Source organism: Altererythrobacter sp. KTW20L (assembly GCF_023501975.1).
Classification (GTDB): Bacteria; Pseudomonadota; Alphaproteobacteria; order Sphingomonadales; family Sphingomonadaceae; genus Alteraurantiacibacter.
In genome coordinates, this window is sequence record NZ_JAMFLH010000007.1 from 30,056 (window position 1) to 53,025 (window position 22,970).

General features: G+C 63.4%; 20 protein-coding genes. 15 read left to right on the forward strand and 5 right to left on the reverse strand.

Annotated elements, in window-relative coordinates; genetic code table 11:
- Nucleotides 1-13 precede the first annotated feature (13 nt).
- On the forward strand, nucleotides 14-1,132 hold the full coding sequence (dnaJ, locus tag M3P36_RS08340) for a molecular chaperone DnaJ (RefSeq protein ID WP_249702798.1): 1,119 nt from the start codon (nucleotides 14-16) through the stop codon (nucleotides 1,130-1,132).
- On the opposite strand, the gene M3P36_RS08345 is transcribed toward dnaJ, so the two are convergent.
- Nucleotides 1,129-3,441, reverse strand: coding sequence for a patatin-like protein (locus tag M3P36_RS08345; RefSeq protein WP_249702799.1), 2,313 nt, complete (start codon nucleotides 3,439-3,441; stop codon nucleotides 1,129-1,131). The two genes, dnaJ and M3P36_RS08345, sit on opposite strands and share 4 nt — an antisense overlap.
- A gap of 87 nt (nucleotides 3,442-3,528) precedes the next feature.
- Between M3P36_RS08345 and radA the strand changes: the two genes are divergently transcribed.
- The 7 genes from radA (at nucleotide 3,529) to proS (ending at nucleotide 10,883) form a co-directional block, all read left to right on the forward strand.
- Nucleotides 3,529-4,896: a DNA repair protein RadA gene (gene radA / locus M3P36_RS08350; RefSeq protein WP_249702800.1), complete on the forward strand. Its 1,368-nt coding sequence runs from the start codon at nucleotides 3,529-3,531 to the stop codon at nucleotides 4,894-4,896.
- Between the two features lie 13 nt (nucleotides 4,897-4,909).
- Nucleotides 4,910-5,434 (forward strand): CvpA family protein, encoded by a 525-nt coding sequence (locus tag M3P36_RS08355; RefSeq protein ID WP_249702801.1) that lies wholly within the window; start codon nucleotides 4,910-4,912, stop codon nucleotides 5,432-5,434.
- Entirely contained in the window at nucleotides 5,431-5,862 is a 432-nt protein-coding gene (locus M3P36_RS08360; protein ID WP_249702802.1) for an iron-sulfur cluster assembly scaffold protein, read from the forward strand. The genes M3P36_RS08355 and M3P36_RS08360 overlap by 4 nt, the downstream gene beginning before the upstream one ends.
- A gap of 64 nt (nucleotides 5,863-5,926) precedes the next feature.
- Nucleotides 5,927-7,564 carry an MFS transporter gene (locus tag M3P36_RS08365; protein ID WP_249702960.1) on the forward strand — a complete coding sequence of 546 codons (1,638 nt, stop codon included), beginning with the start codon at nucleotides 5,927-5,929 and terminating at the stop codon, nucleotides 7,562-7,564.
- On the forward strand, nucleotides 7,551-8,603 hold the full coding sequence (locus M3P36_RS08370) for an alanine racemase (RefSeq protein WP_249702803.1): 1,053 nt from the start codon (nucleotides 7,551-7,553) through the stop codon (nucleotides 8,601-8,603). The genes M3P36_RS08365 and M3P36_RS08370 overlap by 14 nt, the downstream gene beginning before the upstream one ends.
- Nucleotides 8,604-8,672: 69 nt before the next feature.
- Nucleotides 8,673-9,245: a polyhydroxyalkanoate synthesis repressor PhaR gene (gene phaR / locus M3P36_RS08375; protein WP_249702804.1), complete on the forward strand. Its 573-nt coding sequence runs from the start codon at nucleotides 8,673-8,675 to the stop codon at nucleotides 9,243-9,245.
- A 93-nt stretch (nucleotides 9,246-9,338) separates the two neighbouring features.
- Nucleotides 9,339-10,883, forward strand: coding sequence for a proline--tRNA ligase (proS, locus tag M3P36_RS08380; RefSeq protein WP_249702805.1), 1,545 nt, complete (start codon nucleotides 9,339-9,341; stop codon nucleotides 10,881-10,883).
- Nucleotides 10,884-10,930: 47 nt separating this feature from the next.
- On the opposite strand, the gene M3P36_RS08385 is transcribed toward proS, so the two are convergent.
- A complete protein-coding gene (locus tag M3P36_RS08385; protein ID WP_249702806.1) occupies nucleotides 10,931-12,946 on the reverse strand; it encodes a M3 family metallopeptidase in 2,016 nt (671 codons plus the stop codon).
- 104 nt (nucleotides 12,947-13,050) lie between these two features.
- Between M3P36_RS08385 and M3P36_RS08390 the strand changes: the two genes are divergently transcribed.
- Entirely contained in the window at nucleotides 13,051-15,363 is a 2,313-nt protein-coding gene (locus tag M3P36_RS08390; protein WP_249702807.1) for a ribonuclease R family protein, read from the forward strand.
- Nucleotides 15,364-15,370: 7 nt separating this feature from the next.
- Here the strand turns inward: M3P36_RS08390 and M3P36_RS08395 are convergent, their stop codons facing one another.
- On the reverse strand, nucleotides 15,371-15,823 hold the full coding sequence (locus M3P36_RS08395) for a universal stress protein (protein ID WP_249702808.1): 453 nt from the start codon (nucleotides 15,821-15,823) through the stop codon (nucleotides 15,371-15,373).
- A gap of 154 nt (nucleotides 15,824-15,977) precedes the next feature.
- Here M3P36_RS08395 and M3P36_RS08400 point away from each other — a divergent pair, with 154 nt between their 5' ends.
- Genes M3P36_RS08400 through lpdA form a run of 4 tightly spaced genes read left to right on the forward strand, consistent with a single transcriptional unit; the run spans nucleotide 15,978 to nucleotide 19,476 of the window.
- On the forward strand, nucleotides 15,978-17,267 hold the full coding sequence (locus tag M3P36_RS08400) for a pyruvate dehydrogenase complex dihydrolipoamide acetyltransferase (protein WP_249702809.1): 1,290 nt from the start codon (nucleotides 15,978-15,980) through the stop codon (nucleotides 17,265-17,267).
- 1 nt (nucleotide 17,268) lies between these two features.
- Nucleotides 17,269-17,673 (forward strand): hypothetical protein, encoded by a 405-nt coding sequence (locus M3P36_RS08405; RefSeq protein ID WP_249702810.1) that lies wholly within the window; start codon nucleotides 17,269-17,271, stop codon nucleotides 17,671-17,673.
- Nucleotides 17,673-18,074 carry an acyl-CoA thioesterase gene (locus M3P36_RS08410; RefSeq protein WP_249702811.1) on the forward strand — a complete coding sequence of 134 codons (402 nt, stop codon included), beginning with the start codon at nucleotides 17,673-17,675 and terminating at the stop codon, nucleotides 18,072-18,074. The genes M3P36_RS08405 and M3P36_RS08410 overlap by 1 nt, the downstream gene beginning before the upstream one ends.
- Complete coding sequence (gene lpdA, locus M3P36_RS08415; RefSeq protein WP_249702812.1) at nucleotides 18,067-19,476, forward strand: dihydrolipoyl dehydrogenase; 1,410 nt, start codon at nucleotides 18,067-18,069, stop codon at nucleotides 19,474-19,476. The genes M3P36_RS08410 and lpdA overlap by 8 nt, the downstream gene beginning before the upstream one ends.
- Nucleotides 19,477-19,681: 205 nt before the next feature.
- On the opposite strand, the gene M3P36_RS08420 is transcribed toward lpdA, so the two are convergent.
- Nucleotides 19,682-20,716, reverse strand: coding sequence for an endonuclease/exonuclease/phosphatase family protein (locus tag M3P36_RS08420; RefSeq protein ID WP_249702813.1), 1,035 nt, complete (start codon nucleotides 20,714-20,716; stop codon nucleotides 19,682-19,684).
- Nucleotides 20,717-20,932: 216 nt separating this feature from the next.
- On the opposite strand from M3P36_RS08420, the gene M3P36_RS08425 reads away from it, so the two are divergent.
- On the forward strand, nucleotides 20,933-21,442 hold the full coding sequence (locus tag M3P36_RS08425) for a hypothetical protein (RefSeq protein WP_249702814.1): 510 nt from the start codon (nucleotides 20,933-20,935) through the stop codon (nucleotides 21,440-21,442).
- A 3-nt stretch (nucleotides 21,443-21,445) separates the two neighbouring features.
- Here M3P36_RS08425 and M3P36_RS08430 read toward each other — a convergent pair whose 3' ends face one another.
- Nucleotides 21,446-22,426 (reverse strand): IS1595 family transposase, encoded by a 981-nt coding sequence (locus M3P36_RS08430; protein WP_249702815.1) that lies wholly within the window; start codon nucleotides 22,424-22,426, stop codon nucleotides 21,446-21,448.
- Between the two features lie 195 nt (nucleotides 22,427-22,621).
- Between M3P36_RS08430 and M3P36_RS08435 the strand changes: the two genes are divergently transcribed.
- Complete coding sequence (locus M3P36_RS08435) at nucleotides 22,622-22,951, forward strand: DUF6471 domain-containing protein (protein ID WP_249702816.1); 330 nt, start codon at nucleotides 22,622-22,624, stop codon at nucleotides 22,949-22,951.
- Nucleotides 22,952-22,970: the final 19 nt, after the last annotated feature.

Consider the following 22,970-nt stretch of genomic DNA (forward strand, 5'->3'; position numbering starts at 1 on the left):
TGAGGGGGCCTTGATGTCTTCGTCCACCATCGATTTCTACCAGTTGCTCGAAGTCAGCCGCGATGCGGATGGCGACACGATCAAGCGCGCCTATCGCAAGCTGGCGATGCAGTATCACCCGGACCGCAACCCGGGCGATGCCGAGTGCGAAGCGCGCTTCAAGTCCATCAGCGTGGCCTATGACTGCCTCAAGGATCCGCAGAAGCGCGCGGCCTACGATCGCTATGGCCACGAAGCATTCACCCAGGGCCATGGCGGCGGCGGCCAGCATGCCGATTTCGGCGACATCGGCGATATCTTCGAAACGATCTTCGGCAGCGCCTTTGGTGGCGGCGGTGGTCGTGCCCGTCCGCGCCGCGGGGCTGACCTGCGCTATGACATGGAGATCGGGCTGGAAGAGGCCTTCTTGGGCCGCAACTCCACGATCGAAGTCGAAGTTGCCACCCAGTGCGACAACTGCGATGGCAGCGGGGCCGCACCCGGTACCGGCAAGCGCCGCTGCAACACCTGCCACGGCCACGGCAAGGTCCGCGCGCAGCAGGGTCTGTTCGTAATCGAACGGCCGTGCCCGGTCTGCCATGGCCGCGGTGAAGTGCTCGAACAGGCTTGCGGTGATTGCCGGGGCGAAGGCCGGGTGGACAAGGTCCAGCGGCTCGACGTCGAAGTGCCGCCAGGCGTGGACAACGGCACCCGCATCCGCCTTTCAGGCAAGGGCGAGGCCGGTCCACAGGGCGCGCCATCGGGCGACCTCTACATCTTCATCCACGTGCGCCCGCACAGCGTGTTCCAGCGCGAGGGTACAGCGCTGTTCACCCGCATGCCGATCACCTTCACCACGGCAGCGCTGGGCGGCTGCGTGGAAATCCCCGGGATCGATGGTGACACCCACACTCTCGACATTCCTGCGGGCATCCAGACAGGCAAGCAGCTGCGCAAGCGCGGCGCGGGCATGCCGGTGCTGCAGGGGCGCGGGCGGGGTGACCTGGTGGTCGAAGTGCAGGTGGAAACGCCGACCAAGCTATCGGCCCGCCAGAAGGAAATCCTGCGCGAATTCCGCGAGACCGAAACCGGCGACGAATGCCCGGAAAGCCGCGGCTTCTTCGAGCGGTTGAAGGATGCGTTTTCGGGCTAGCTGCCCATCGTCTCCACCTCGGCACGCAAACCGGTGATCAGGCCCGGGTCGGCCTTCAGACGCACCTCTTCCTCGTCAAGGATGGCAAGGAAGAGGCGGCGCTTGATCTGATGGCACTGGTCCATCGGAATGGCCGATGGAACGGTTGAGCAGACCAGGTCGATCATTCGTTCAGCTCCGTGCAATCGCCCCCACAGGTAATCGTTCTCGCGGTAGGCGCGGCTGAAGAAGGCACCGAAGTTGTAGAACTCGATCCCCCGCAAGGTCGCCGCAGTGCCGCCCTGGCGGATCGAAGGAGCATCGTCGGGCGAGATGCGGTCAACCTTGATAGGATCGAACTCGGTCAGCCCTTCGTTGCGCAGCAGGGGCAGGGTGGCGACATCGTAGAACGGGAACCCGAGATAGGCGAGCAGCATACGGCGTCGAAGCGGCCGGGGCATGACTTCGAGGCCCGCGCTCAGCAACACCTCCACCTCCCGGTCGAGCCCCGGTAGGTCCCGCCGCGCGGCGATTTCGGCGAGGACTGCGGCTGCATTGCTGGTCACGTCATCGGCCAGCAAGGCAAATTCGTCGCCCGGCCCCAGGTCTCCTTCACGCTCGAAGTAGAGCGCCAGCGCACGGTAGATGACTTCGCGCCCGGCATCGCGGTCGGCTTCGGTGATTTCGGGATCGTCCTCCCACTCGCGCGACAGACGGCGGGCGAGCAGGCGCAGGCGGCGGATGCGGAACCCGATGTCGTGGGCGCGGAAGAACTCGATGGCCGGTTCGTTCGCGCCGCCCTTAGGCTCGGCCAGCGAGACCATGCCCGACGCCTCGCAACTTTCGCGCAGCAGCAGGCCGACCTTGCGCGCATCGCTCGATTGCAAGCCCGGCGCATGGGCCACCACCAGCTTGGCCAAGCGGGCGATGACGCCGGAAAACTTGGTTTCGGCGTAGGAATGGAAGGCGAACCCGGCCTGCTCGGCGGCGGCCTGTTGTGCCTTGACCCGCCAGTTGGCGAGGCGTTTGGGCGTGGGACTGTCGAGGAACAGGGTGCGGCCGAACAGGCTGTCCACCGCGCGTTCCACTTCGGGGCGCAGGCGCTGGATGATCCGCCCCATGTCCATCGCCTCGCGCGACATGGCCTGGATCTGTTCGAGGTTGTCGCGGATCGGCTGCTCGCGCGGGATGGCTGAGATCGAGCCGAAGATCGCGCGGAAGAAGCCCACTTCCTCGTGCCGGTTGCCGATGACCCGGCGGCGGTCGGGCGTGGGATCGATATAGACGAAGCGCCGGTCCACCTCGCGCTGGGCCGGCCGGTCCTTCAGCGCCCCCATCGCCTCATAGAAAGGCGCATTGACCAACACCGAGCCATCAACCAGCGATACATCGTCCACATCCCCGTTGCGCGCGTGGACCGGCATGACCCGCTCGACGAACTGCGTTCGGCCGGGCCATTCCAGCCCGCGCTGGCGAGCCAGGCGGTCGATCTCGGCCAGCTTGAGGGGCGGGAAGGCCCCAGGAAAGCTGGCGGTGGAGCGCGCCGCCAGCGTCAGTTCGAGCAGGTTGGCCAGGGGCTTGCCTGCTTCGGCCGGAACCTTCGCCCGGAAACCGATAGGCAGGCGGTGCTCGCTCTCGTCCACCAGCGGCGGGCTGTTGAGGTAGAGCGGTTGCAAGTGGCCGTGGAAATCGGTCGCGGTCACGAACAAGTCGAGCGGATGGTTGGCTGGCAGCAGCGGTGTGCCGCATGGCGCATCGGCCATGGCTTGCAGGGCATTGGCGAGCAGGTTGGAAAAACCGATGCCGGAGAACGGCGGTTCGAACCAGCGACTGCGCACGAAGCGGGCGAGCTTCTTGCGTACATCGGCGCGCATTTCCGGGGCGACACTTTCGGATACCACGTTGCCGGGGCGTGAGAGCAGCATCTCGACCACTGGCGGTGCCCAGAACTTGGCGGCGCGGGTCCACAATTGCGCTTCGGGATCGAGCAGGCGATCGACATCGGCGGTTTCCAGCCACAGGTCCGTCAGCGGATCCAATGACTGGCCCGAATGGATCGCCTGGGCGAGGAAAACGGCGTTGATTCCGCCCGCGCTGGCTCCTGTCAGGATATCGGGCAGCACTCGAAGCCGCAGGTCGTGTTCGCTCGCCAGGGTGTCGAACACCTCGCGGTAGATCGCTTCCGAACCCGTCCCTGACGGTGCCAGGCCATGAAAATCGCGGCTGGCGCGGGCGAGCTTCCAGATCTCCTTGGTGACCCCGTGCATATAGACCGCCAGGCTGATCCCGCCGTAGCAGATGAGGGCAATGCGGAGTTCCTTCTGGCGCATGGCTGCGTCTTGTGGCGCGGCGCGCCTGTGAATGCAATCACCACAAAGCCGATTGCGTTCCACCTATGTTCCGATTAGGCAGCCCCTATGGCTAAACCAAAGCGCCGCTTTATCTGTACCGAATGTGGCGGCATCTCGCACCGCTGGCAGGGGCAGTGCCCCGATTGTTCGGAATGGAACACGCTGGAGGAAGAGGTGGCCGAGACCGCCTTTTCGGCCAAGCATCACCTCGCCACCGGCGGGCGGCGGATCCAGTTCGAAGCGCTCGACACGCCAACTACGCCGCTGGCGCGCAGCACCACGGGGCTTGCGGAGTTCGACCGGGCGCTGGGCGGCGGGATCGTGCCGGGTAGTGCGATCCTTATGGGGGGCGAACCGGGCATCGGCAAATCGACCCTGCTGCTCCAGGCCGCCGCCGCCATTGCCCGCAGCGGCAAGGACGCGGTCTATGTCAGCGGTGAAGAGGCGACCGGCCAGGTACGGCTGCGTGCCAGCAGGCTGGGGCTGGCCGATGCGCCGATCAGGCTCGCCTCTGCCACTTCGGTGCGCGATATCCTGACCACGCTGGGCGACGGCACGCCGCCCGCGCTGCTGGTGGTCGATTCGATCCAGACCATGCATTCCGACATGATCGAAGGCGCGCCGGGCACGGTCAGCCAGGTCCGCGCCAGCGCATTCGAACTGATCCGCTATGCCAAGGAAAACGGCGTGGCGCTGGTGCTGGTGGGGCACGTCACCAAGGATGGCTCGATCGCCGGGCCGCGCGTGCTGGAACACATGGTCGACGTGGTGATGAGCTTCGAGGGGGAGCGCAGCCACCAGTACCGCATCCTGCGCGCGCTGAAAAACCGCTTCGGGGCGGTGGACGAGATTGGCGTCTTTGCCATGGAAGGGCATGGGCTGGCCGAGGTATCGAACCCCTCGATGCTGTTCCTTTCCGGACGGGAAGAGCCGCTGGCCGGTTCCGCCGTGTTCCCCGCGCTGGAAGGCACGCGCCCGGTGCTGGTGGAAATCCAGGCGCTGATCGTGCGGCTGCAATCGGGTGCCACACCGCGCCGCGCGGTGGTGGGATGGGACAGCGGACGGCTTGCCATGCTGCTGGCCGTGCTGGAATCGCGCTGCGGGCTCAATTTCTCCTCGGCCGAAGTTTATTTGAATGTGGCAGGCGGATATCGCCTGTCGGACCCTGCGGCAGACCTTGCCGTGGCTGCTGCCCTGGTCTCGGCACTGGCCGACAAGCCGTTGCCCTTGCGCGCTATCTGGTTTGGCGAAGTGTCGCTGTCGGGCGAGATCCGACCGGTCAGCCATGCCAACCTGCGGGTGAAGGAAGCCGCCAAGCTGGGCTTCGACCAGGCCTGCGGTCCACTGCTGGACAGTCCGCCTGCCGGAAAAATGCGCTATGGCGGTATCGGCGGACTGCCGGGCCTCGTTGACCGGGTGATGGTAAGCGCATAGATTCAGCGGCGCAATGACAGTGTTTGATATCTTCGTGCTCGTGGTGGTGGGTACCGCTGCCATCGGCGGCTTCCTGCGCGGTTTCGTGCACGAGGTGCTGTCGCTTGCCGCATGGGTGTTAGCGATCTTCGCCATCCGCTATCTCCACACGGACCTGACCCAGATCATCTTTGCCTTTATCGGCACGCCCACGGGGGCGGCGCTGCTGGCTTTCGCCCTGTTGCTGCTGATCCCCTATGCCGCCATGCGGCTGATCGCCCGCAAGGCCGGGAACAGCGCGCGCAAGTCAGCCCTTGGCCCGATTGACCGGGTGCTGGGCTTCGGCTTCGGCGCGGTGAAAGGCACGATCATAGTGGTCTTCGCCTTCTCCATCGTGGCCCTGGGATACGATTCGACATGGGGCGTGGGCGGACGGCCCGACTGGATAAGCACGGCGCGCACCTATCCCTTCGTCAATGCAAGCTCGGAAGAGATGGTGCAACTGATCGCCGAACGTCGCGCCGCCTTGCTGGGCAGCAGCGCGGGTGATGACGAATGAACGTCGCCAGGCTCTATACGCCCGAACTGCTGGGGCTGACCGTGGAACTGGCGGGCTGGCCGCCGATGGAAAACCTTCCACTGCACGGTTCTGCCCGTTCGGCCACCTGCGGCTCCACCCTGGGCATCGACCTGGCGCTGGACGAGGGCGGGGCGATCGATTGCCTTGGCCTGCGCGTACGGGCCTGCGCTGTCGGCCAGGCTTCTGCCGCGATCTTCGCCCGCCATGCGAAGGGCCGTGATCTTGCGGCGATTACCTCGGCCCATGACCGGATCGAAGGCTGGCTCGACGCCGAGGCGCCGATAGCGGAATGGCCGGACATGGTCCTGCTGGCCCCGGCGCGCGAGTTTCCCGGCAGGCACGGTGCGATCCTGCTGCCGTGGAAGGCTGCGATAGAGGCTCTTTCCAGCGGCCCTGTGCCAAGCTAGTCCAACCCTTGCTTGAAAGGCGGGGGATTGCATGGCGACTGTAAGCGGGGTGGCGGGCGGCGGAATGCCCGACAGCGGGGGAAGCGGGACCGAACTGGCCGGGCGTGAACCGACGAGGAAAGAGATTCGCATGGTGATCGCCGCCTCGTCGGCCGGCACCGTGTTCGAATGGTACGATTTCTTCATCTACGGCACGCTGGCGGTGTTCATCAGCCAGGCGTTCTTTCCCTCGGGCAATGCCACGCTGTCCCTACTGCTCACTTGGGCTGGTTTTGCGGTGGGCTTCGGCTTCCGACCGCTTGGCGCGATCCTGTTCGGCTATCTGGGCGACAGGCTGGGCCGCAAGTACACCTTCCTCGTCACCGTCACCCTGATGGGTGTGGCCACGGCGGGTGTGGGCTTGGTGCCGAGCGCCGAGTCCATCGGTATCACCGCCCCCATCATCGTGCTGTTGCTGCGCATTGCCCAGGGCCTGGCACTGGGCGGTGAATACGGCGGGGCGGCGATCTATGTGGCCGAACATTCGCCGCCGCATCGCCGCGGTTTTTTCACCAGCTTCATCCAGGCCAGCGTCATCGGCGGTTTCGTGCTGAGTCTGCTGGTCGTGCTGTTCTGCCGCTTCATCATCCCGGAAGAAGCCTTCCGCGAATGGGGTTGGCGGGTGCCCTTCCTGCTGTCGATCGCCCTGCTCGGCATATCGCTGTGGATGCGGCTGAAGCTGTCCGAAAGCCCGGTTTTTCTAGCGATGAAGGAAGAAGGGGGGATGTCGAAGAATCCCTTCATCGAAAGCTTCACCTATCCGCGCAACAAGCGCCGCATCTTCATCGCCATGTTCGGCGTGGCCTGCGGCTTGACGATCATCTTCTACACCGCGCTGTTCTCCTCGCTGTCGTTCCTGAAAGGTCCCATGCGGGTGGACGATACGACGGCGGAACTGCTGGTCGGCTTCGCCTCTCTGACGGCCTGCGTGTTCTTCGTCTATTTCGGCTGGCTGTCGGACCGGGTGGGGCGCAAGAAGCCGATCGTCTGGGGCTATGCCGTGACCCTGGTGGTGCTGTTCCCGGCATTCTGGGGCATTGCCGCCCTGGCCAATCCCGGCCTTGCCGCCAGCGCGCGCACTGCGCCTGTCACCATCACCGGCCCGGCCTGCGACTACGATCCCTTCGCCTCGGTGCAGGATACGTCCTGCGGGCAGTTGCTGGCCGACATGACCGCCATCGGCATCCCCTACCAGGTTGAAGCGGGGGCGACGCTGTCGCTGACTACTGGGAATTCGGCGTTCGATCTCGACAGTGCAGGTGAAGCCGGGGCAGACCGGCGCGTCGCGATAACCGGATGGCTCGCCACTCATGGCTACAACCTCGAAAAGCAGGTGCCGCCGAGGATAAACCTTGCGGGCATATTCGTCATCCTTGTCGGGCTGGGGGCCTTGTCGGGGGCGACCTTCGGATCGGTCGCGGCGCTGCTGTCCGAGATGTTTCCGCCGCGCATCCGTTACAGCTCGATGTCGATCCCCTATCATATCGGCACCGGCTATTTCGGCGGCTTCCTGCCGCTGATCGCGGGCTATATCGTGGCGCGCACCGGCGATATCTTTGCCGGGTTGTGGTACACTTGGGCGCTGCTGGTGGTGGCACTTATTGTGGCCTGGTGGGGCCTGCCGAATGGACCACCGCGAGACTTTGCCGATGAAATTGCCTGAAGCTCCGCCTGCTTCGCTGCGCCTGAGAATAGACCGCGACGCGCTGGCCGCCAACTGGCGCGCGCTGGACCGGCTGTCGGGCGGGGCGCGGGCAGGGGCGGCAGTCAAGGCCGATGCCTATGGCGTTGGCGTTGACCATGCCGTGCCGGCCCTGCTGGCGGCGGGCGCCCGGGACTTCTTCGTGGCGCACTGGGGCGAGGTGGCGCCTCTCCTGGCCCATGTGCCGGGCGAACAGGTCAGCGTGCTGCACGGTGTGCTGAACGAGGCAGAGACTGCCTATGCCCGCGCCACCGGAGCGCGGCCGGTGATCAATTCGCTGCGGCAGGCTGCCTTGTGGCTGGAGAGCGGCGGGGGCCCGTGCGACCTGATGCTGGATACCGGCATCAACCGCCTCGGCATTCCCCCGCACGAGGCTGGCGACCCGCGCCTCGCCGCGCTCGATGTTCACGTGCTGATGTCGCATCTCGCCTCGGCGGACGAGGACGCAGAGCTTAACCGGTTGCAGCTTGCCCGCCTGCATCAATTGGCCCCGACCATCCCGCACCGCCACCTCAGCCTCGCCAACAGCGCGGGAATCGCCTTGGGGCAGGACTATGCGGCAGACCTCACGCGGCCGGGCGTGGCGCTCTATGGTGGCATTGCCCGGCGGGAGCTTGCAGGGCTGATCGGCCAGGTCGTGTTCCCCCGGGCGACCGTGCTCCAGCGACGGCGAATCGGACCGGGCGAGAGCGTCGGATACAACGCGATTTTCATCGCAAAACGCGAAATGGAGGTCGCCACCGTGTCCATCGGATATGCCGACGGGTTCCTGCGATGCCGTGGTGCGGGTTTCGCAATGCAGCATCAAGGTATCGACCTGCCGGTGCTGGGGCGGGTCTCGATGGATATGACGGTGGTGGATTGCTCCGCCATACCAAGCCTAAGTGCTGGGGATTACGTGGAAATTCCCTTCGACCTGCCCGCAGAAGCGCAGCGTAGCGGGCTTTCGCAATACGAACTCCTGACCACCATCGGCCATCGCTTCTCACGCCAATCCTGAAGGTTAGATTGCCAAGCATATGCTGCAAGTGCTAAGCTCTGCCGTCGCTATATCAGGAGTGCGTCGGCAATGGCCTCCAGTAAAACTACGGGTGACACACCAGTCATCATCAAGAAGTACGCCAACAGGCGGCTCTACAATACGCAGTCATCCAGCTATATAACGCTGGATGATCTTGCACGCATGACGCGTGAAGGCGTGGATTTCCAGGTGCTCGATGCCAAGACCGGCAGCGATATCACCCACGCGATCCTGACCCAGATCATCATGGAGGAAGAGGCCAACGGCGAGCAAATGCTGCCGGTCAGCTTCCTGCGCAACCTCATCGGCATGTACGGCAATTCCATGCAGGAACTGATGCCGCACTACCTCGACGCCACGATGGACAATTTCCGCGCCAACCAGAGCCGGCTGCAGGAAGCGTTCAAGTCGAGCATGAGTCCGGATGGCTTTGCGCGCCTGGCTGAAACCAACATGGCGATGTTCCAGGCAGCGGCCGAGGCATTCATGCTCAAGCCCAAGGGCGGCAGCACGGCCAAGCCTGCGACGCCCGCTGCGGGCAATGATACGTCCGACGAGCTGTCCGAACTGCGCGCACAGATGAAGGCGATGCAGGACAAGCTGGACCGCATGGGCGGCTGATACCGCCGTAGGCGTAACAATTAGCCCCTCGACTTGGCCGCGTGGCAACGGCATGGGGTCGGCATAATAACTCCAGCAGGATTTGCCGCACTCATGTCAGCCATCCGCCACGCCTTGACCACCAAGCGCGCCGACGACTTTTCCGCCTGGTATCAGGAAGTGATCTCTGCTGCCGACATGGCCGAGGAATCGGGCGTGCGCGGTTGCATGGTCATCAAGCCGTGGGGCTATGGCATCTGGGAACGCATCCAGCGCCTGATGGACGACCGGATCAAGGCCGCGGGCGTGCAGAACTGCTATTTCCCGATCTTCATCCCGCTGAAGAACTTCGAGCGCGAGGCGAGCCATGTTGACGGGTTCGCCAAGGAAATGGCGGTCGTCACCCATCACCGCCTGATCGCTGACGGCAAGGGCGGTCTGATCCCTGATCCCGAAGCCAAGCTGGAAGAACCGTTGGTCGTGCGGCCCACATCGGAAACGATCATCGGCGATGCCATGGCGCGGTGGATCCAGTCATGGCGCGACCTGCCGCTGCTCACCAACCAGTGGGCCAATGTGGTGCGCTGGGAAATGCGCACGCGGATGTTCCTGCGCACCAGCGAATTCCTCTGGCAGGAAGGGCACACCGCCCACGCCACTCGCGAAGATGCGCTGGAAGAGACCCACCGCGCGCTGGAAATGTACCGCGCCTGTGCCGAGGATGACCTCGCCCTGCCGGTAATCGCCGGCGAAAAGCCCGAAAACGAGCGGTTCCCCGGCGCGGTGGAGACATGGTCGATCGAAGCCATGATGCAGGATGGCAAGGCGCTGCAGGCGGGCACCAGCCATTACCTTGGCACCAATTTCGCCCATGCCGCCGGCATCCAGTACCAGGACAAGGAAGGCGGCCAGCAGTTCTGCCATACCACCAGTTGGGGTGTGTCCACCCGGCTGATCGGCGGCGTCATCATGACCCACGGCGATGACGATGGCCTGCGCGTGCCGCCCCGCATCGCGCCGCACCAGGTCGTCATTATCCCCATGCTGCGCGAAACGCCGGAGGACGAAGCGCTGCTCGATTATTGCGAGGACCTGCGCAAGCTTGTCGCCGCGCAGGCCGCGCTGGGCGAGCCGGTGCGCGTGCTGCTCGACAAGAAGCCGGGCAAGGCGGCAGCGAAACGGTGGGACTGGGTGCGCAAGGGCGCGCCGCTGATCGTAGAAGTCGGCCCCCGCGACATGGCCGAAGGCAACGTGGCCGTACTGCGGCGCGACCGGCTGTGGAACCAGGACAACGGCAAGCCCGCCTTCTCCTTCGTCAGCCGCGAGGACTTTTCCGCGCAGGCACCGGCACTACTCGAAGCGATCCAGCAGGCGCTGTACGACGAGGCGCGCGAGCGTCGCGATGCCAACGTCACCCGCGGCGTGACTAGCATGGACCAGGTCGCCGCCCATTTCGCCGACAACCATGCACGTCCGGGCTGGGTGGAAGTGCAGTGGTCCAAGCCCACCAGCGCGGCGCTGGAAGCGGCGACCGAACAGCTGAAAGCGCTAAAACTCACCATCCGCAACGTGCCGCGCGATGCCGAGCCTGCCGATGGCACCTGCATCTTCACCGGAGCTCCCGCGACCGAGAGGATCCTCGTCGCCCGTGCCTATTGATGAGGGCAGCGGCACTCGCCGCCGCCCTCAGCCGGCCATCGGTCATCTCACCGTTCCAGCGTGGCGCGGAAGGCATCGGTGTTGACCGCGCGGCCCAGGAAATCCTCTACCAGTTCGGCAGCGGGCTTGCTCCCGCCGCGCCCCAGCACCAGATGGCGATAGGCCATTGCGGTATCGCGGTCGCGCAGCCCGGCCTGTTCAAAACGGCTGAACAGGTCTGCCGCAATCACGCGCGACCAGCCATAGGTGTAATAGCCTGCCGAATAGCCATCCAGATGGCTGAACGTAGCTTCCATATGGGTGGTTTCAGGAAACTGGAGCAGGGTGTAGGCATTGGCATAGTCGCGATAGGCCTGGCTGATGCCTTCGGCGCTGGGATCAGCAGGCGCACCCTGGTGAAAGCGCAGCGATGCGTTGGAATAGCCAAGCTGTGTGGTCTCGTGAATGCCATTGCCGAACCTGCGCGCAGCCAGCATCCGGTCCACCAGATCACGCGGGATCACTTCGCCTGCCGCATTGCGGGCAAAGCGCGCCAACGTATCGTAATCATAGACCCATTCTTCCAGCATCTGTGACGGTGCTTCGACAAAATCGCGTTCGGTCGATACGCCACTCACCCCGAACCAGCGCTGGTTGCCGCCCAGAATATTGTGCAACAGATGTCCGAACTCGTGGAGGAAAGTTTCGACCTGGCGATGCTCCATCAGCCCGGTCTCATAATCACCCCGTGGCAAGTTCATGGTCAGCACCGAGACCGGCAGCGATTCGCCCGCCACCCCGCCGCGCAAGGTGATGTGGTTTGCGTGCTGGTACTTGCCTTCGCGCGGGTGGGAGTCGAGATAGAAACGGCCAATCGATTGCCCGTTTTCCAATATTTCATATGCCTCGACATCCGGATGCCAGAGAGGCGTATCCCATGGGCGGATTTGCACCGCGAACAGGTCCTGCGTCAGGTCGAAAATGCCCTGCCGGACATTGTTGTAGGTGAAATACTGGCGCACTTCCTGCGGGTCGAGGTCAAAATTGCCTTGCAGGGCCCGCTGCCGGGCAAAGGAGTGGTTGAACAGGCCGAGAGCGAGGCCGGGACGAACTTCATTCAGGGCCTGCTGGAGGATCGCAAAATCGGATTGCGCCGCCGATCCCGATGCCTCGGCCAGTTCGGCCATATGCGCCTCCACCGTTGCCGGAGTGGTCAGCATGCGGTTTTCGAAATTCAGCGTGGCGTAATCGGGCCGGTCGAGCAATTCGGCCAGTTGCTGGCGCTTGGTGAACAATTCGCCCAGCAAGGCGCTGTTTTCAGGATAGGCTCGCGCATAAGCCAACCGCAGCAGGGTTTCGCGCAAAGCGTCATCTTCGGCATAGGCAGAAATGGCTTGCAGATCGGTGGGGTCAGTGGAAATTTCCACCAGCCCATCCACCCCGGCGGGGCGCGCGGCCAGCCAGTCGGCAGGCATTCCGGCCAATGCAGCCGGCAGAACGCGCATGACGCTGCGGGCATTGGCGAAATTGGTGCTGAAACTCGTGCTGATGGCAGTCATTTCATCCTGCAGGGCCTTGATCTGCCCGCGCCGTTCATCATCGTAATTCACGCCGCTGCGTTCAAACCCGGCGAGTATCTGGCCAAGGTAATAGCGCGTGACCTCGTCCTCCCCGGATGCATCGATGGCGTTCAGCCGTTCATAAATCGGGCGGGAAAGGCCAATCCGGCTCTCGATCTCGTCAATCCGGGAATAGCAGGCCCGGCCCGCATCGCGCTTTTCAGCCGTGTCCATCGATTGGCCGAAACTGTAAAATTCAGCCGCGCCGTAATAGGTCAGCGCAGTCAGATCGTCATAGGCTTTCAACGCGGTTTCCACCCGGTGGGGGCCAGACATGGCCTCCAGCGCGGCAAAGCGTGCCTCCACTTCGCTGACATATTCATCGCACCGCGCGTTGAGCGCTGCAGCATCGGGCGCATCTGCGCGAATCTCGCCCGCAAATTGCGCCGGACTCAGAGTTTGCGCCAGCGAGGTGGAGGACAGCAGGCAGCAAGCGAAGGTGGCCGCATAGGCAAAGGCGCGCATCAAATCGGACTCCGATAGTTTTCAACGTAACTGGATAGGGAAGAACCGGCAGTATGCAATGCTGCACGCTTGTGTTTGCGGCGCCGTGCGCCCAAGTCCGATCCATGTCGCCTTCCAAACGCCCAAATCCCGGCTTGCCTTCGCGCGAGCAGATTCTCGAATTCATCCGCACATCGGATGATCCGGTCGGCAAGCGCGAGATCGCCAAGCATTTCCGGCTGACCGCGCAGGACAAGATCCTGTTGAAAGCGATGCTGAAAGACATGGCCGAGGAAGGCCTGATCGACGGCAAGCGCACGGCCTTTCACCGCATGGGCGGGGTGCCCAAGGTCACGGTCCTGCGCATCGTCGAGATCGACGAGGGCGAGCCTGTCGCTATTCCGGAAACCTGGCAGCCGGACGACGCCGTGCCGCCGCCGCGCCTGCGGGTGATCGAGAAGAAGAAACAGGCTGCGCTGCGCGTGGGCGACCGGATTCTTGCCCGCACCGAGGAGGCGGGCAAGGGCTACATCGCCCACCCGATGAAAAAGCTGCCTAGCAACGAAGGCGCGGTGCTGGGCGTGATCGAGTTCGATGGCGCGGGCAAGCCGTGGCTGGCGCCGGTTGACAAGCGGGTGCGCAATTCCTCGCCGGTGGCCGATCTGGGCAAGGCCGAGGAAGGCCAGCTGGTGCTGGCAGAGCCTGCGGGGCGCGGCCTGCGCGCGGGCGTGAAGGTAATCGAGGTGCTGGGTGACCCGCTCGCCCCGCGCAGCTATTCGCTCATTGCGATCCACAAGTACGGCATCCCGCACCATTTCAGCGAGAAGGTGCTGGCCGAAGCCGAAGCCGCTTCCGCCCTGCCTCTGGACGAGGCGAAGCGCGAAGACCTGACCCACCTGCCCATCGTCGCCATCGACCCTGCGGATGCACGCGACCACGACGATGCGATCTGGGCCGAGCCTGACGGCAAGGGCGGCTTCACCGCGCTCGTCGCCATTGCCGATGTGTCCTATTACGTCCGCCCGGGCGGCGCGCTCGATCGCGAGGCGAGGAAGCGCGGCAATTCGGTCTATTTCCCCGACCGCGTGGTGCCGATGCTGCCCGAAGTGCTGAGCGCCGATGCCTGCTCGCTGAAGCAGGGCGAGGGGCGGGCGGCGATGGTGTGCCACCTGTCGATCTCGCCAGAGGGACAACTGGCAGGCTGGCGCTTCACCCGCGCCATTGTCCGCATTGCCGAGAACGTCGCCTACGAAGACGCGCAGGCGCGCATCGACGAAGGCACGGCAGGCGAGCCGCTGGAGAACCTGTGGGCGGCATGGAAACTGCTGGCCGAAGCCCGCGCCGCGCGCGATCCGCTGGAGCTGGAAATCCCCGAACGGCGCGTCACGCTGGACGAACAGGGCCGCATCACCGGCATCGCGATCCGTGAGCGGCTCGATGCCCACCGCGTGGTCGAGGATTTCATGATCGCGGCCAATGTCGCGGCGGCGAAAGCGCTGGAAAGCAAGGCCAGCCCGGTGGTCTATCGCATTCACGAACCGCCCACGCGGGAAAAACTGGTGGCCTTGCGCGAATATTTCGATTCGCTGGGCAAGAAGCTGGCGCTGGGCCAGGTCATCACCCCCGGCCTGTTCAACCGGATGCTGAAGGATATCGCGGAACCGGCCGAAAAGGCTCTGGTGATGGAAGCGGTCCTGCGCAGCCAGACCCAGGCCTATTACGGCCCGGCCAATGCCGGACACTTCGGGCTGGCGCTGGGGGCATACGCCCACTTCACCAGTCCGATCCGCCGTTATGCCGACCTGCTGGTCCACCGCGCGCTGGTCGATTCGTTCGGGCTGGAGCAGGGGAAGGTGAAGTACGACCTGCTGCCGCCCGCCACCGGCCTGTCGGACCAAGATCGCGAGGACCTGACCCGCATCACCGATGCCATCAGCCTGACCGAACGACGCGCGATGGAGGCCGAACGCGATACCATCGACCGCTACGTCGCCGCCTGGCTCTCGGCCCGCGTGGGCGAGGTCTTCGCCACACGCATCACCGGGGTGCAGAAATTCGGCTTTTTCGCCACGATTGTCAGCCTCGGCGGCGACGGGCTGGTGCCGGTGTCATCACTGGGCCGCGAATATTTCCGCTATGACGAGGCAGCCCAGGCCCTGATCGGCGAGGATAGCGGCCAGCGCTATGCCACCGGCGATTTCCTCGACCTCAAGCTGGCCGAAGCCAATCCGCTGACCGGCGCGCTGAAATTCGAAGTGGTGGACAGCGAAGGCAAGCCGGTCGAACCGCGCGGCGCGCGGCCTGAACGACGCGATCGGCGGAGCGGCAACAAAAGCCCGAACAAGGGCCCGCAGAAGGATGCGGCAGGCAAGCACCAGGTCGGCCAGCGCGGTCGTCCGGGCAATGTGAGGCACCAGGGGCGGGGCAAGAAGCGTTAGCGCGAGTTCAGCTTAGGCGCCCGATCTCTTCCTCGGTCAGTCCACCCGGCACGATGAACAGCGGGCAGGGCAGGCTGCCGGCGTTGGCAGTAAAATGCGCCACCAGCGGACCTGGCGCACCTTCGGGGGCAGCGCCCAGCACCAGTGCGGCCACTTCGGGGTGTTCGACCAAGTATTCGGCGATCACCGTTTTGCCGTCACCCACTTTGACCGCGATCTGCGGCATCTTGCCGCTTTCGCTCAGCAATTCGCCCGCCGCACCATTGGCGAGGATCTCCGCCCGGTCGCGCGCTTCTTCCTCGATCGTTTCCTGGATGGCGCCGAAAGCGCTGAACTGCTGCTTGGGCACCAGGGCCAGCAGGTGCACTGTTCCGCCTGTTTTCGCAGCGCGCCGTGCGGCAAATCTCAAGGCGACATGCGCCTCATCGGTCTCGTCAACGATGACCAGATAGACCCGCATTGCTTCTTCTCCCCGTGGACAGCGACTATCTGCGTTATGCGGAACTTGCGCAAGAACCTTGCTACCACGCGCCAAATTGGCCAAGGACACGGGGCCATTGCGGGCATTCACCGCCCGCGCCGCGAAGACAATTTTCGAGGGACCGCGCCTACCCATGCCCATCGCCATCAAGATGCCCGCCCTGTCACCCACCATGGAGGAAGGCACGCTGAGCAAATGGCTCGTCAAAGTGGGCGACAAGGTCGCCGCTGGCGACATCATGGCCGAGATCGAGACCGACAAGGCGACGATGGAATTCGAAGCCGTGGACGAAGGCACAATTGCCGCGATTTCGGTCGAAGAAGGCACTGAAGGGGTGAAGGTCGGCACGGTCATCGCCATGCTGGCCGAAGAGGGCGAGGATGTGGATGCTGCGGCTTCGGCTGAAGCCAAGCCGGCAGCCGAAGCGGCTCCGGAACCGGCGAAATCCGAGCCAAAGGCCGACAAGGCTCCCACTCCGGCTCCGGCACCCGCTCCTGCTGCCGCCAAGGCCGCAACGGGCGACCGCATCATTGCCTCGCCGCTGGCCAAGCGGATTGCCGAACAGAAGGGCGTGGACCTTGCCGCCGTGCAGGGCAGCGGACCCAATGGCCGGATCGTGAAGGCCGATGTTGAGGGCGCCAAGCCCGGAGCAGCTGCAACCGCAAGTGCTCCGGCAGCAGCAGCAGCTCCGGCTCCCGCACCTTCCGCCCCCGCCACCGCGCAGGGTGTCGGCATCCCGCACGAGGTCGAGAAGCTGTCGGGCATGCGCAAGACAATCGCCCGCCGCCTGACCGAGTCCAAGCAGCAGATCCCGCACATCTACCTCACGGTCGATATCCGCCTCGATGCGCTGCTCAAGTTGCGCGGCGAATTGAACAAGGCGCTGGAGCCGCAGGGTGTGAAGCTGTCGGTCAACGACCTGCTGATCAAGGCGCTGGCCAAGTCGCTCGTCGCCGTGCCTGCCTGCAACGTGCAGTTTGCAGGGGATACGCTGCTCAGGTTCAAGCGTGCGGATATCTCGGTGGCGGTCTCGATCCCTGGCGGACTGATCACGCCGATCGTCAAGGATGCCGGATCCAAGGCCGTCAGCGCCATCTCGACCGAGATGACCGACCTCGCCACCCGCGCCCGCGAAGGCAAGTTGGCGCCTGAGGAATACCAGGGCGGCACGGCCAGCCTGTCCAACATGGGCATGTTCGGCATCAAGCAGTTCGATGCGGTCATCAACCCGCCGCAAGCCATGATAATGGCCATCGGTTCGGGCGAGAAGCGCCCCTACGTGGTGGACGATGCGCTCGCCGTCGCCACGGTGATGAGCGCCACCGGCAGCTTCGACCACCGCGCCATCGATGGGGCAGACGGGGCGCAACTGATGAAGGCGTTCAAGGAACTGTGCGAGGCACCGCTGGGGCTGGTGGCCTGAGGTGAAGCTTGCCGCCATCCTGCTGTTGCCGGTCGCTCTGGCGGGGATATCTGCTCAGGCGACCGAGATGCCGCAGGTGCCCAAGGTCGGGCTGGAAGGCCCCGAAGCCGATGCCTGTGTTGGCGTGGGCCGGGTGTCGCGGGGGAACCTGCCGCGCGACGGGCGTCTGCCGGTCTTTCCCATGCCGACCGACGAGGGGAGGGCGAAGGACCACCTGGCGTCTGATACTCTGGTGTGGCTGTGCGAGGTGGAGGGCGAGTGGCAAGGTATCGTCTATGCCAGCGGTGAGTTCCAGGAACTGGGCGATTGCCGCGTGAGCACGCCAGTCAGCAGCCCGCAGGCCTATGCCGGGCCGTGCCAATGGGGGTGGGTTGCGGCGCGTTCGCTCCATCTGGTGACGAGCTGATGCCGGAAATCATAGAAGGTCGCGATCCCGCCATCCGCGTCACCGCCATGCCGGCCGATACCAACGCCTATGGCGACATCTTCGGCGGCTGGTTGCTGAGCTGGATGGACAGCGCCGCCGGCCTCACCGCCGCCCGGTTTTCGCATGGCCGTGCGGTTACCGTGGCGATGGACGGGATGCAGTTCCACGAGCCGGTCAAGGTGGGGGACGAGGTTTCGGTCTATGCCCATATCGAGCGGGTGGGGCGCACTTCGATGACCATCGCGGTCGAGGCCTGGCGCAGGCCCCGGCACGAGGATGTGGCGCGCAAGGTCACGCAAGCGAAGTTTACCTTCGTGGCAATTGATGAACACGGCAAACCTCGCGCGGTCGGGGAAGCCTATGGAGCAGCAAATGGCTGAAAATTACGACGTTATCGTTCTCGGTTCCGGCCCCGGCGGCTATGTCGCGGCGATCCGCTGTGCGCAGCTGGGATTGAAGACTGCAATTGTCGAGCGCGAGCTGCTCGGTGGCATCTGCCTCAACTGGGGGTGCATCCCCACCAAGGCACTGCTGCGCTCGGCCGAGATCTTCCACTACATGCAGCACGCCAAGGATTATGGCCTTGTTGCCAAGGGGATAGAGGCCGATCTTGTGGCTGTCGTGAAGCGCAGCCGGGGTGTGGCCAAGCAGTTGAACCAGGGCGTCACGCACCTGATGAAGAAGAACAAGATTACCGTTCACATGGGCACCGGCACCTTGACGGGACCGACCAGCCTGACGGTGAAGGGCGACAAGGGCGATGAAAAGCTCAGTGCCAAGCACATTATCGTCGCCACCGGCGCGCGGGCGCGAGACCTGCCGTTCGCTCCGGCCGATGGCAAGCGCGTGTGGACCTATCGCCACGCGATGACGCCTGCCGAAATGCCGAACAAGCTGTTGGTCATCGGCTCTGGCGCCATCGGCATCGAATTTGCAAGCTTCTACAACGACATGGGCAGTGAAGTGACCGTGGTCGAGATGCTCGACCGTATCGTGCCTGTCGAGGACAAGGACGTCAGCGCCTTCCTCGAAAAGAGCCTGACCAAACAGGGTATTGCAATCAAGACCGGAGCAGGTGTCGAGGAACTGAAGGTTTCCGACAAGGGTGTATCGGCCAGGATCAAGCTGAAGGACGGCAAGATCGAAAACGGCGAGTTCAGCCATGTCATCGTTGCGGTCGGCATCGTGCCCAATACCGAGAGCATCGGCGTGGAGAAGCTGGCCGACATGGACCGCGGCTTCATCCAGATCGATCCCTATGGCCGCACGAAGAGCAAGGGCCTGTGGGCCATCGGCGATTGCACTCCTGGCCCGTGGCTAGCGCACAAGGCGAGCCACGAGGGCGTTACCTGCGCCGAGGCGATCGCGCAGGAACTGGGCAACAAGGACGTGCATCCTCACCCGCTTGATCGCAACGCCATCCCCGGCTGCACCTATTGCCACCCGCAGATTGCCAGCGTCGGCCTGACCGAAGCCAAGGCAAAGGAAGCGGGTTACGAAGTAAAGGTCGGCACGTTCCCCTTCATTGGCAATGGCAAGGCCATCGCGCTGGGCGAGGCCGAAGGCTTCACCAAGACTGTGTTCGACGCCAAGACCGGCGAACTGCTCGGCGCGCACATGGTGGGGGCCGAAGTGACCGAGATGATCCAGGGCTATACCATCGGCAAGGTGCTGGAGACGACCGAGGCCGAACTGATGCAGACCGTATTCCCGCACCCGACCATCTCGGAATCGATGCACGAAAGCGTGCTGGCGGCATACGGGCGGGCACTGCATATCTGACGGCAACGGCGGAAACCAAAGACTTAACTCCTCGTTCTAAAGGGCGAGGAGAGCCACCATGGAATATGAAATAAGCGATTGGCCACAAGCCGTCCCTTATCGGGCACCCCGTCTGCCGGATCAGCCCAGGCCAGACCACGCGGTGCACATTCCCGAGCAGGAAGACGGCTAGGACAGCGCGCCTTTCGCTGATCTGAAGATTGGGTCAGGCCGGACAGTGGGGCTCTGGGCCTACTCCGTCGGTGCGCCACCTCAGTTCGTAGGTGACCCGCAGACCGTCGTGGTCCGAAAGTTTGGGCTCCTTCGCGCCGTCGAACATCGCTGCAACCCGAACAGGGCGGACCTCGACGGATGCTCCCGATGCGAAGAGTTGTAAGTCCTGCGTATCGATCCAGGGAGCATCACCATCCCACGACATTTCAACCGTGCACGAGTCGTCGTTGTCGATGCAATGCTGATGGACCAGGTCGAGCGTCTGCCCCTCGGCAAACACCTCGAACCGCTCCTCCGAATGGCGCATGTTCAGGTCCCCGCCAAAGATTACCGGCAGGTGCGAGCGCGTCTTTTCGATGAACTGCACCAGGGCTTCGGTCTGCCGCGCATGGGCGGCATGGTACCTGCGCGGGGCGACGCGGGACGAGCGCTGGGCGTTGAGGTGGGTGTTGAATACCAGCACAGTACCAGGCACGCCGGGGACGGCGATTTCCGCCAGCAGCATGCCCTTGTTCGCTAGGCAATCGAATCCAGCGCAACTACCGCGCGGAAAGGGTTCCGCGTGGCTGGAGACAATGGGGAACTCGGACACCGTCATGAGGCCGCCGGAGACGATCCGGAGTCCGATCTCCCCCCTGTCAGGGCGCTTCTTGCCTTCAAGGCTCCCGTAACCGTTTTGGGGCCGCCTCTGCGTTCGGCGCGGTCCGTTGACTGAACTGGGGTAGAGACCGGCCTCGATAGCTCGCACCGCAGAATTGGAGAACACCTCCTGGAACAACACGATGTGAGGCGCATCGCCGCGGATGCGCATCAGCGCCATTTCGTTGCCGATCTCCTCAAGATAGTGTCCGCGACCCTTTCGCGCAGGCCATCCGAGCCCTTCTATATTGTAAGTCAGAACATCGATTTCGGTGGTGGCCCAATCGCCGTCGCTTGTAGTCGCGATGGGAGGGCCATCCACCAAGGCGCAAGAGGCAGACCTTGCCTCGGGCAGGTTCACGCAGCCGGCAAGCAACAGGCTCAACATCGCACTGGTCGCCCGTTTTCCGGGTCCATGTCCTTGGGTTGTCTGCAAGCTTATCTCGTTTGATCGATTCTCGGTGGTTACCGGCCGAAATTCCAGCCTTCGATAGGCCCGGGAACGGCAATGCGCGAAGGACCGTGACTGCAATCTTATGGAGCAAAAAAACCAAGACCTTCCCTGTTCCAGAATCGCGGATGAGCCTGTATCCGCGTTTGTAGGATGGCGATCTCAAATTACAGAATCGGCATAAAGCGCCAATACGCGCGCTGGCTCGGTGAGCGGATGCAGCTCGACAAAGACATCAAGCAGATCGAGGAGGCTTACGAGACTCTCGAGCAAAAGAAGCAGCGCCTCGAACGCATAGACGTTCTGACCGATGCCACCGAAACACTGATGTCCGAGCTCGAACCCAGCTGGGATCCCAAGAAGATTGCGCCGCAAAAGACGAACCGGCAGCATCTGCCGTGGGAACATGGCGCAACGACCAACACCGCCTTCGATGTCATTCGGGAGCTGAGCGCGCCTATCTCGACGCTCGAACTGGCAAGGCTGACGATAGCTCGGCTCGGTAGCGATCCGGAGGATCCTGATTTGCTGGATCGCGTCAGATCGAATCTCGACAACAGCCTGCGGAACGCCAGCGCCTTCATCAGAAATACCGGTGGCCGGCCGTCACGCTGGGAGATCATTCCCGACAACGAAATGGATATTCCGAGCCCGCCGGTCTGAGTATCAGAACAGCGGCTTGCGCTTGTGCTCTTGCCAGTAGCCGGTGATTGGCGACCTACCAAGCTGCAGCAGCGCTTTCAGAACAAGGTCGACTTGGTCCCCGTTCGGGATTCTGGAGTTTTCCTCCCGCCAAGCCATCTCCACCCCATACCAGCTGACGTATTTCTTGCGCCACGATCGATACACACCTTCCTTTGCCGCTCGCACCCTCGAGAAGAAGCTCTCGGCCTGGTTGGTGCAGGCATCGCCTTCTTTGTAGGTCTTGCTGTGGTTCACGCGTTGCATGGGGTAAAACATGCGCAGCGGGTTATACTGCGAACTGTAATCTGCATGGATCGTAGTGCCAGTTTTGACCACGCGCCTGATGAACGGGATTGAATCCCCCTCTTTGGCTACATGGATCGTCCGGACCCTTCCAGGAACATCACTGCCACCGGCGCGTCTTTCACGAACAACCACCAATGCCGTGTGTGTCTCTCGATAAGTTTCAAAGAACTTTTCTAGTTCTTTCTCATCCGTGATCGGCGCCTTAAGTTTTACTTTGCGACCCGTCACGAACATGCCGTCGATCTCGACCTCCCCTTCCATGAATGGGCCATCCGCCAACTGCTTCTGGTTTGCCGCATCGATGGCGGCCCTGATGCGGTGCTGGAACACGAACGGGGTCTTGTAGGAGTTCTTTATCTCCCGGCGTTGACGCAAGGCAGCGGCGCCCAGGACACCGTTCACAAAGCTCAGGCAGGCAGCGAGAATATGCTTCAGAGAGCGTTTCCTGCTGTGAAGGTGGGTCTGTGTTGTGATGGTATATTGGTAATAACACCACCGCTCCTTGCCGGTCGTGGCGTCGATGCGCTTGCCGCGGCATTTCCACTTGCGCGCATCAACCTGCCACGACTGCTTTGATCCGCAGATCGGACAGGTCGGAATGCCGTCAGGCCATTTGAGGACCTTCAGCTTTTCGTGGGCTTGATCCTCGGTCATCATCCACACTTCTCCTATCGTTAGGCTGATCGCCGGAAGAGAGAGGAGGAAGTGTTGCGCCACGAGTGATGTCCGACACCTCATATATGATGTGTCGCGCACTATGTCCAGAGAATTGCATCATATTTGATGCGCAGCGCGTCGTTGGCGATGAATTTTCCATTTTGCCCACCGACTGGTCCTTCCTATAAGGCTGACATGGAAAACGAGCCTGACACCCAGCCCGATCAGTTCCCGAGCGAGAAATCGTGGGAGGAATTGGCCAAGAACCTTGTCCGCGCCGAGATGATGAAGCGGGGTGTTTCCTTCGCCAAGCTTCCCGAAATGCTCGAACAGCAGGGCGTGTTCGACAACGAGCCTAACCTGCGGAACAAGGTCGGGCGCGGCCGCTTTTCCATCGTTTTCTTCCTTCAATGCATGAAGGCACTAGGCGCTGACTGGATCCAGATCCCCGAATCGATCGAGGAGGGAGCGGCCAAGGGTGGTGCGCAAACCCTCGCCAAAAAGAAAATTCCCCCTTCAGACTAGATCTTTGGCCGTGGGCGGA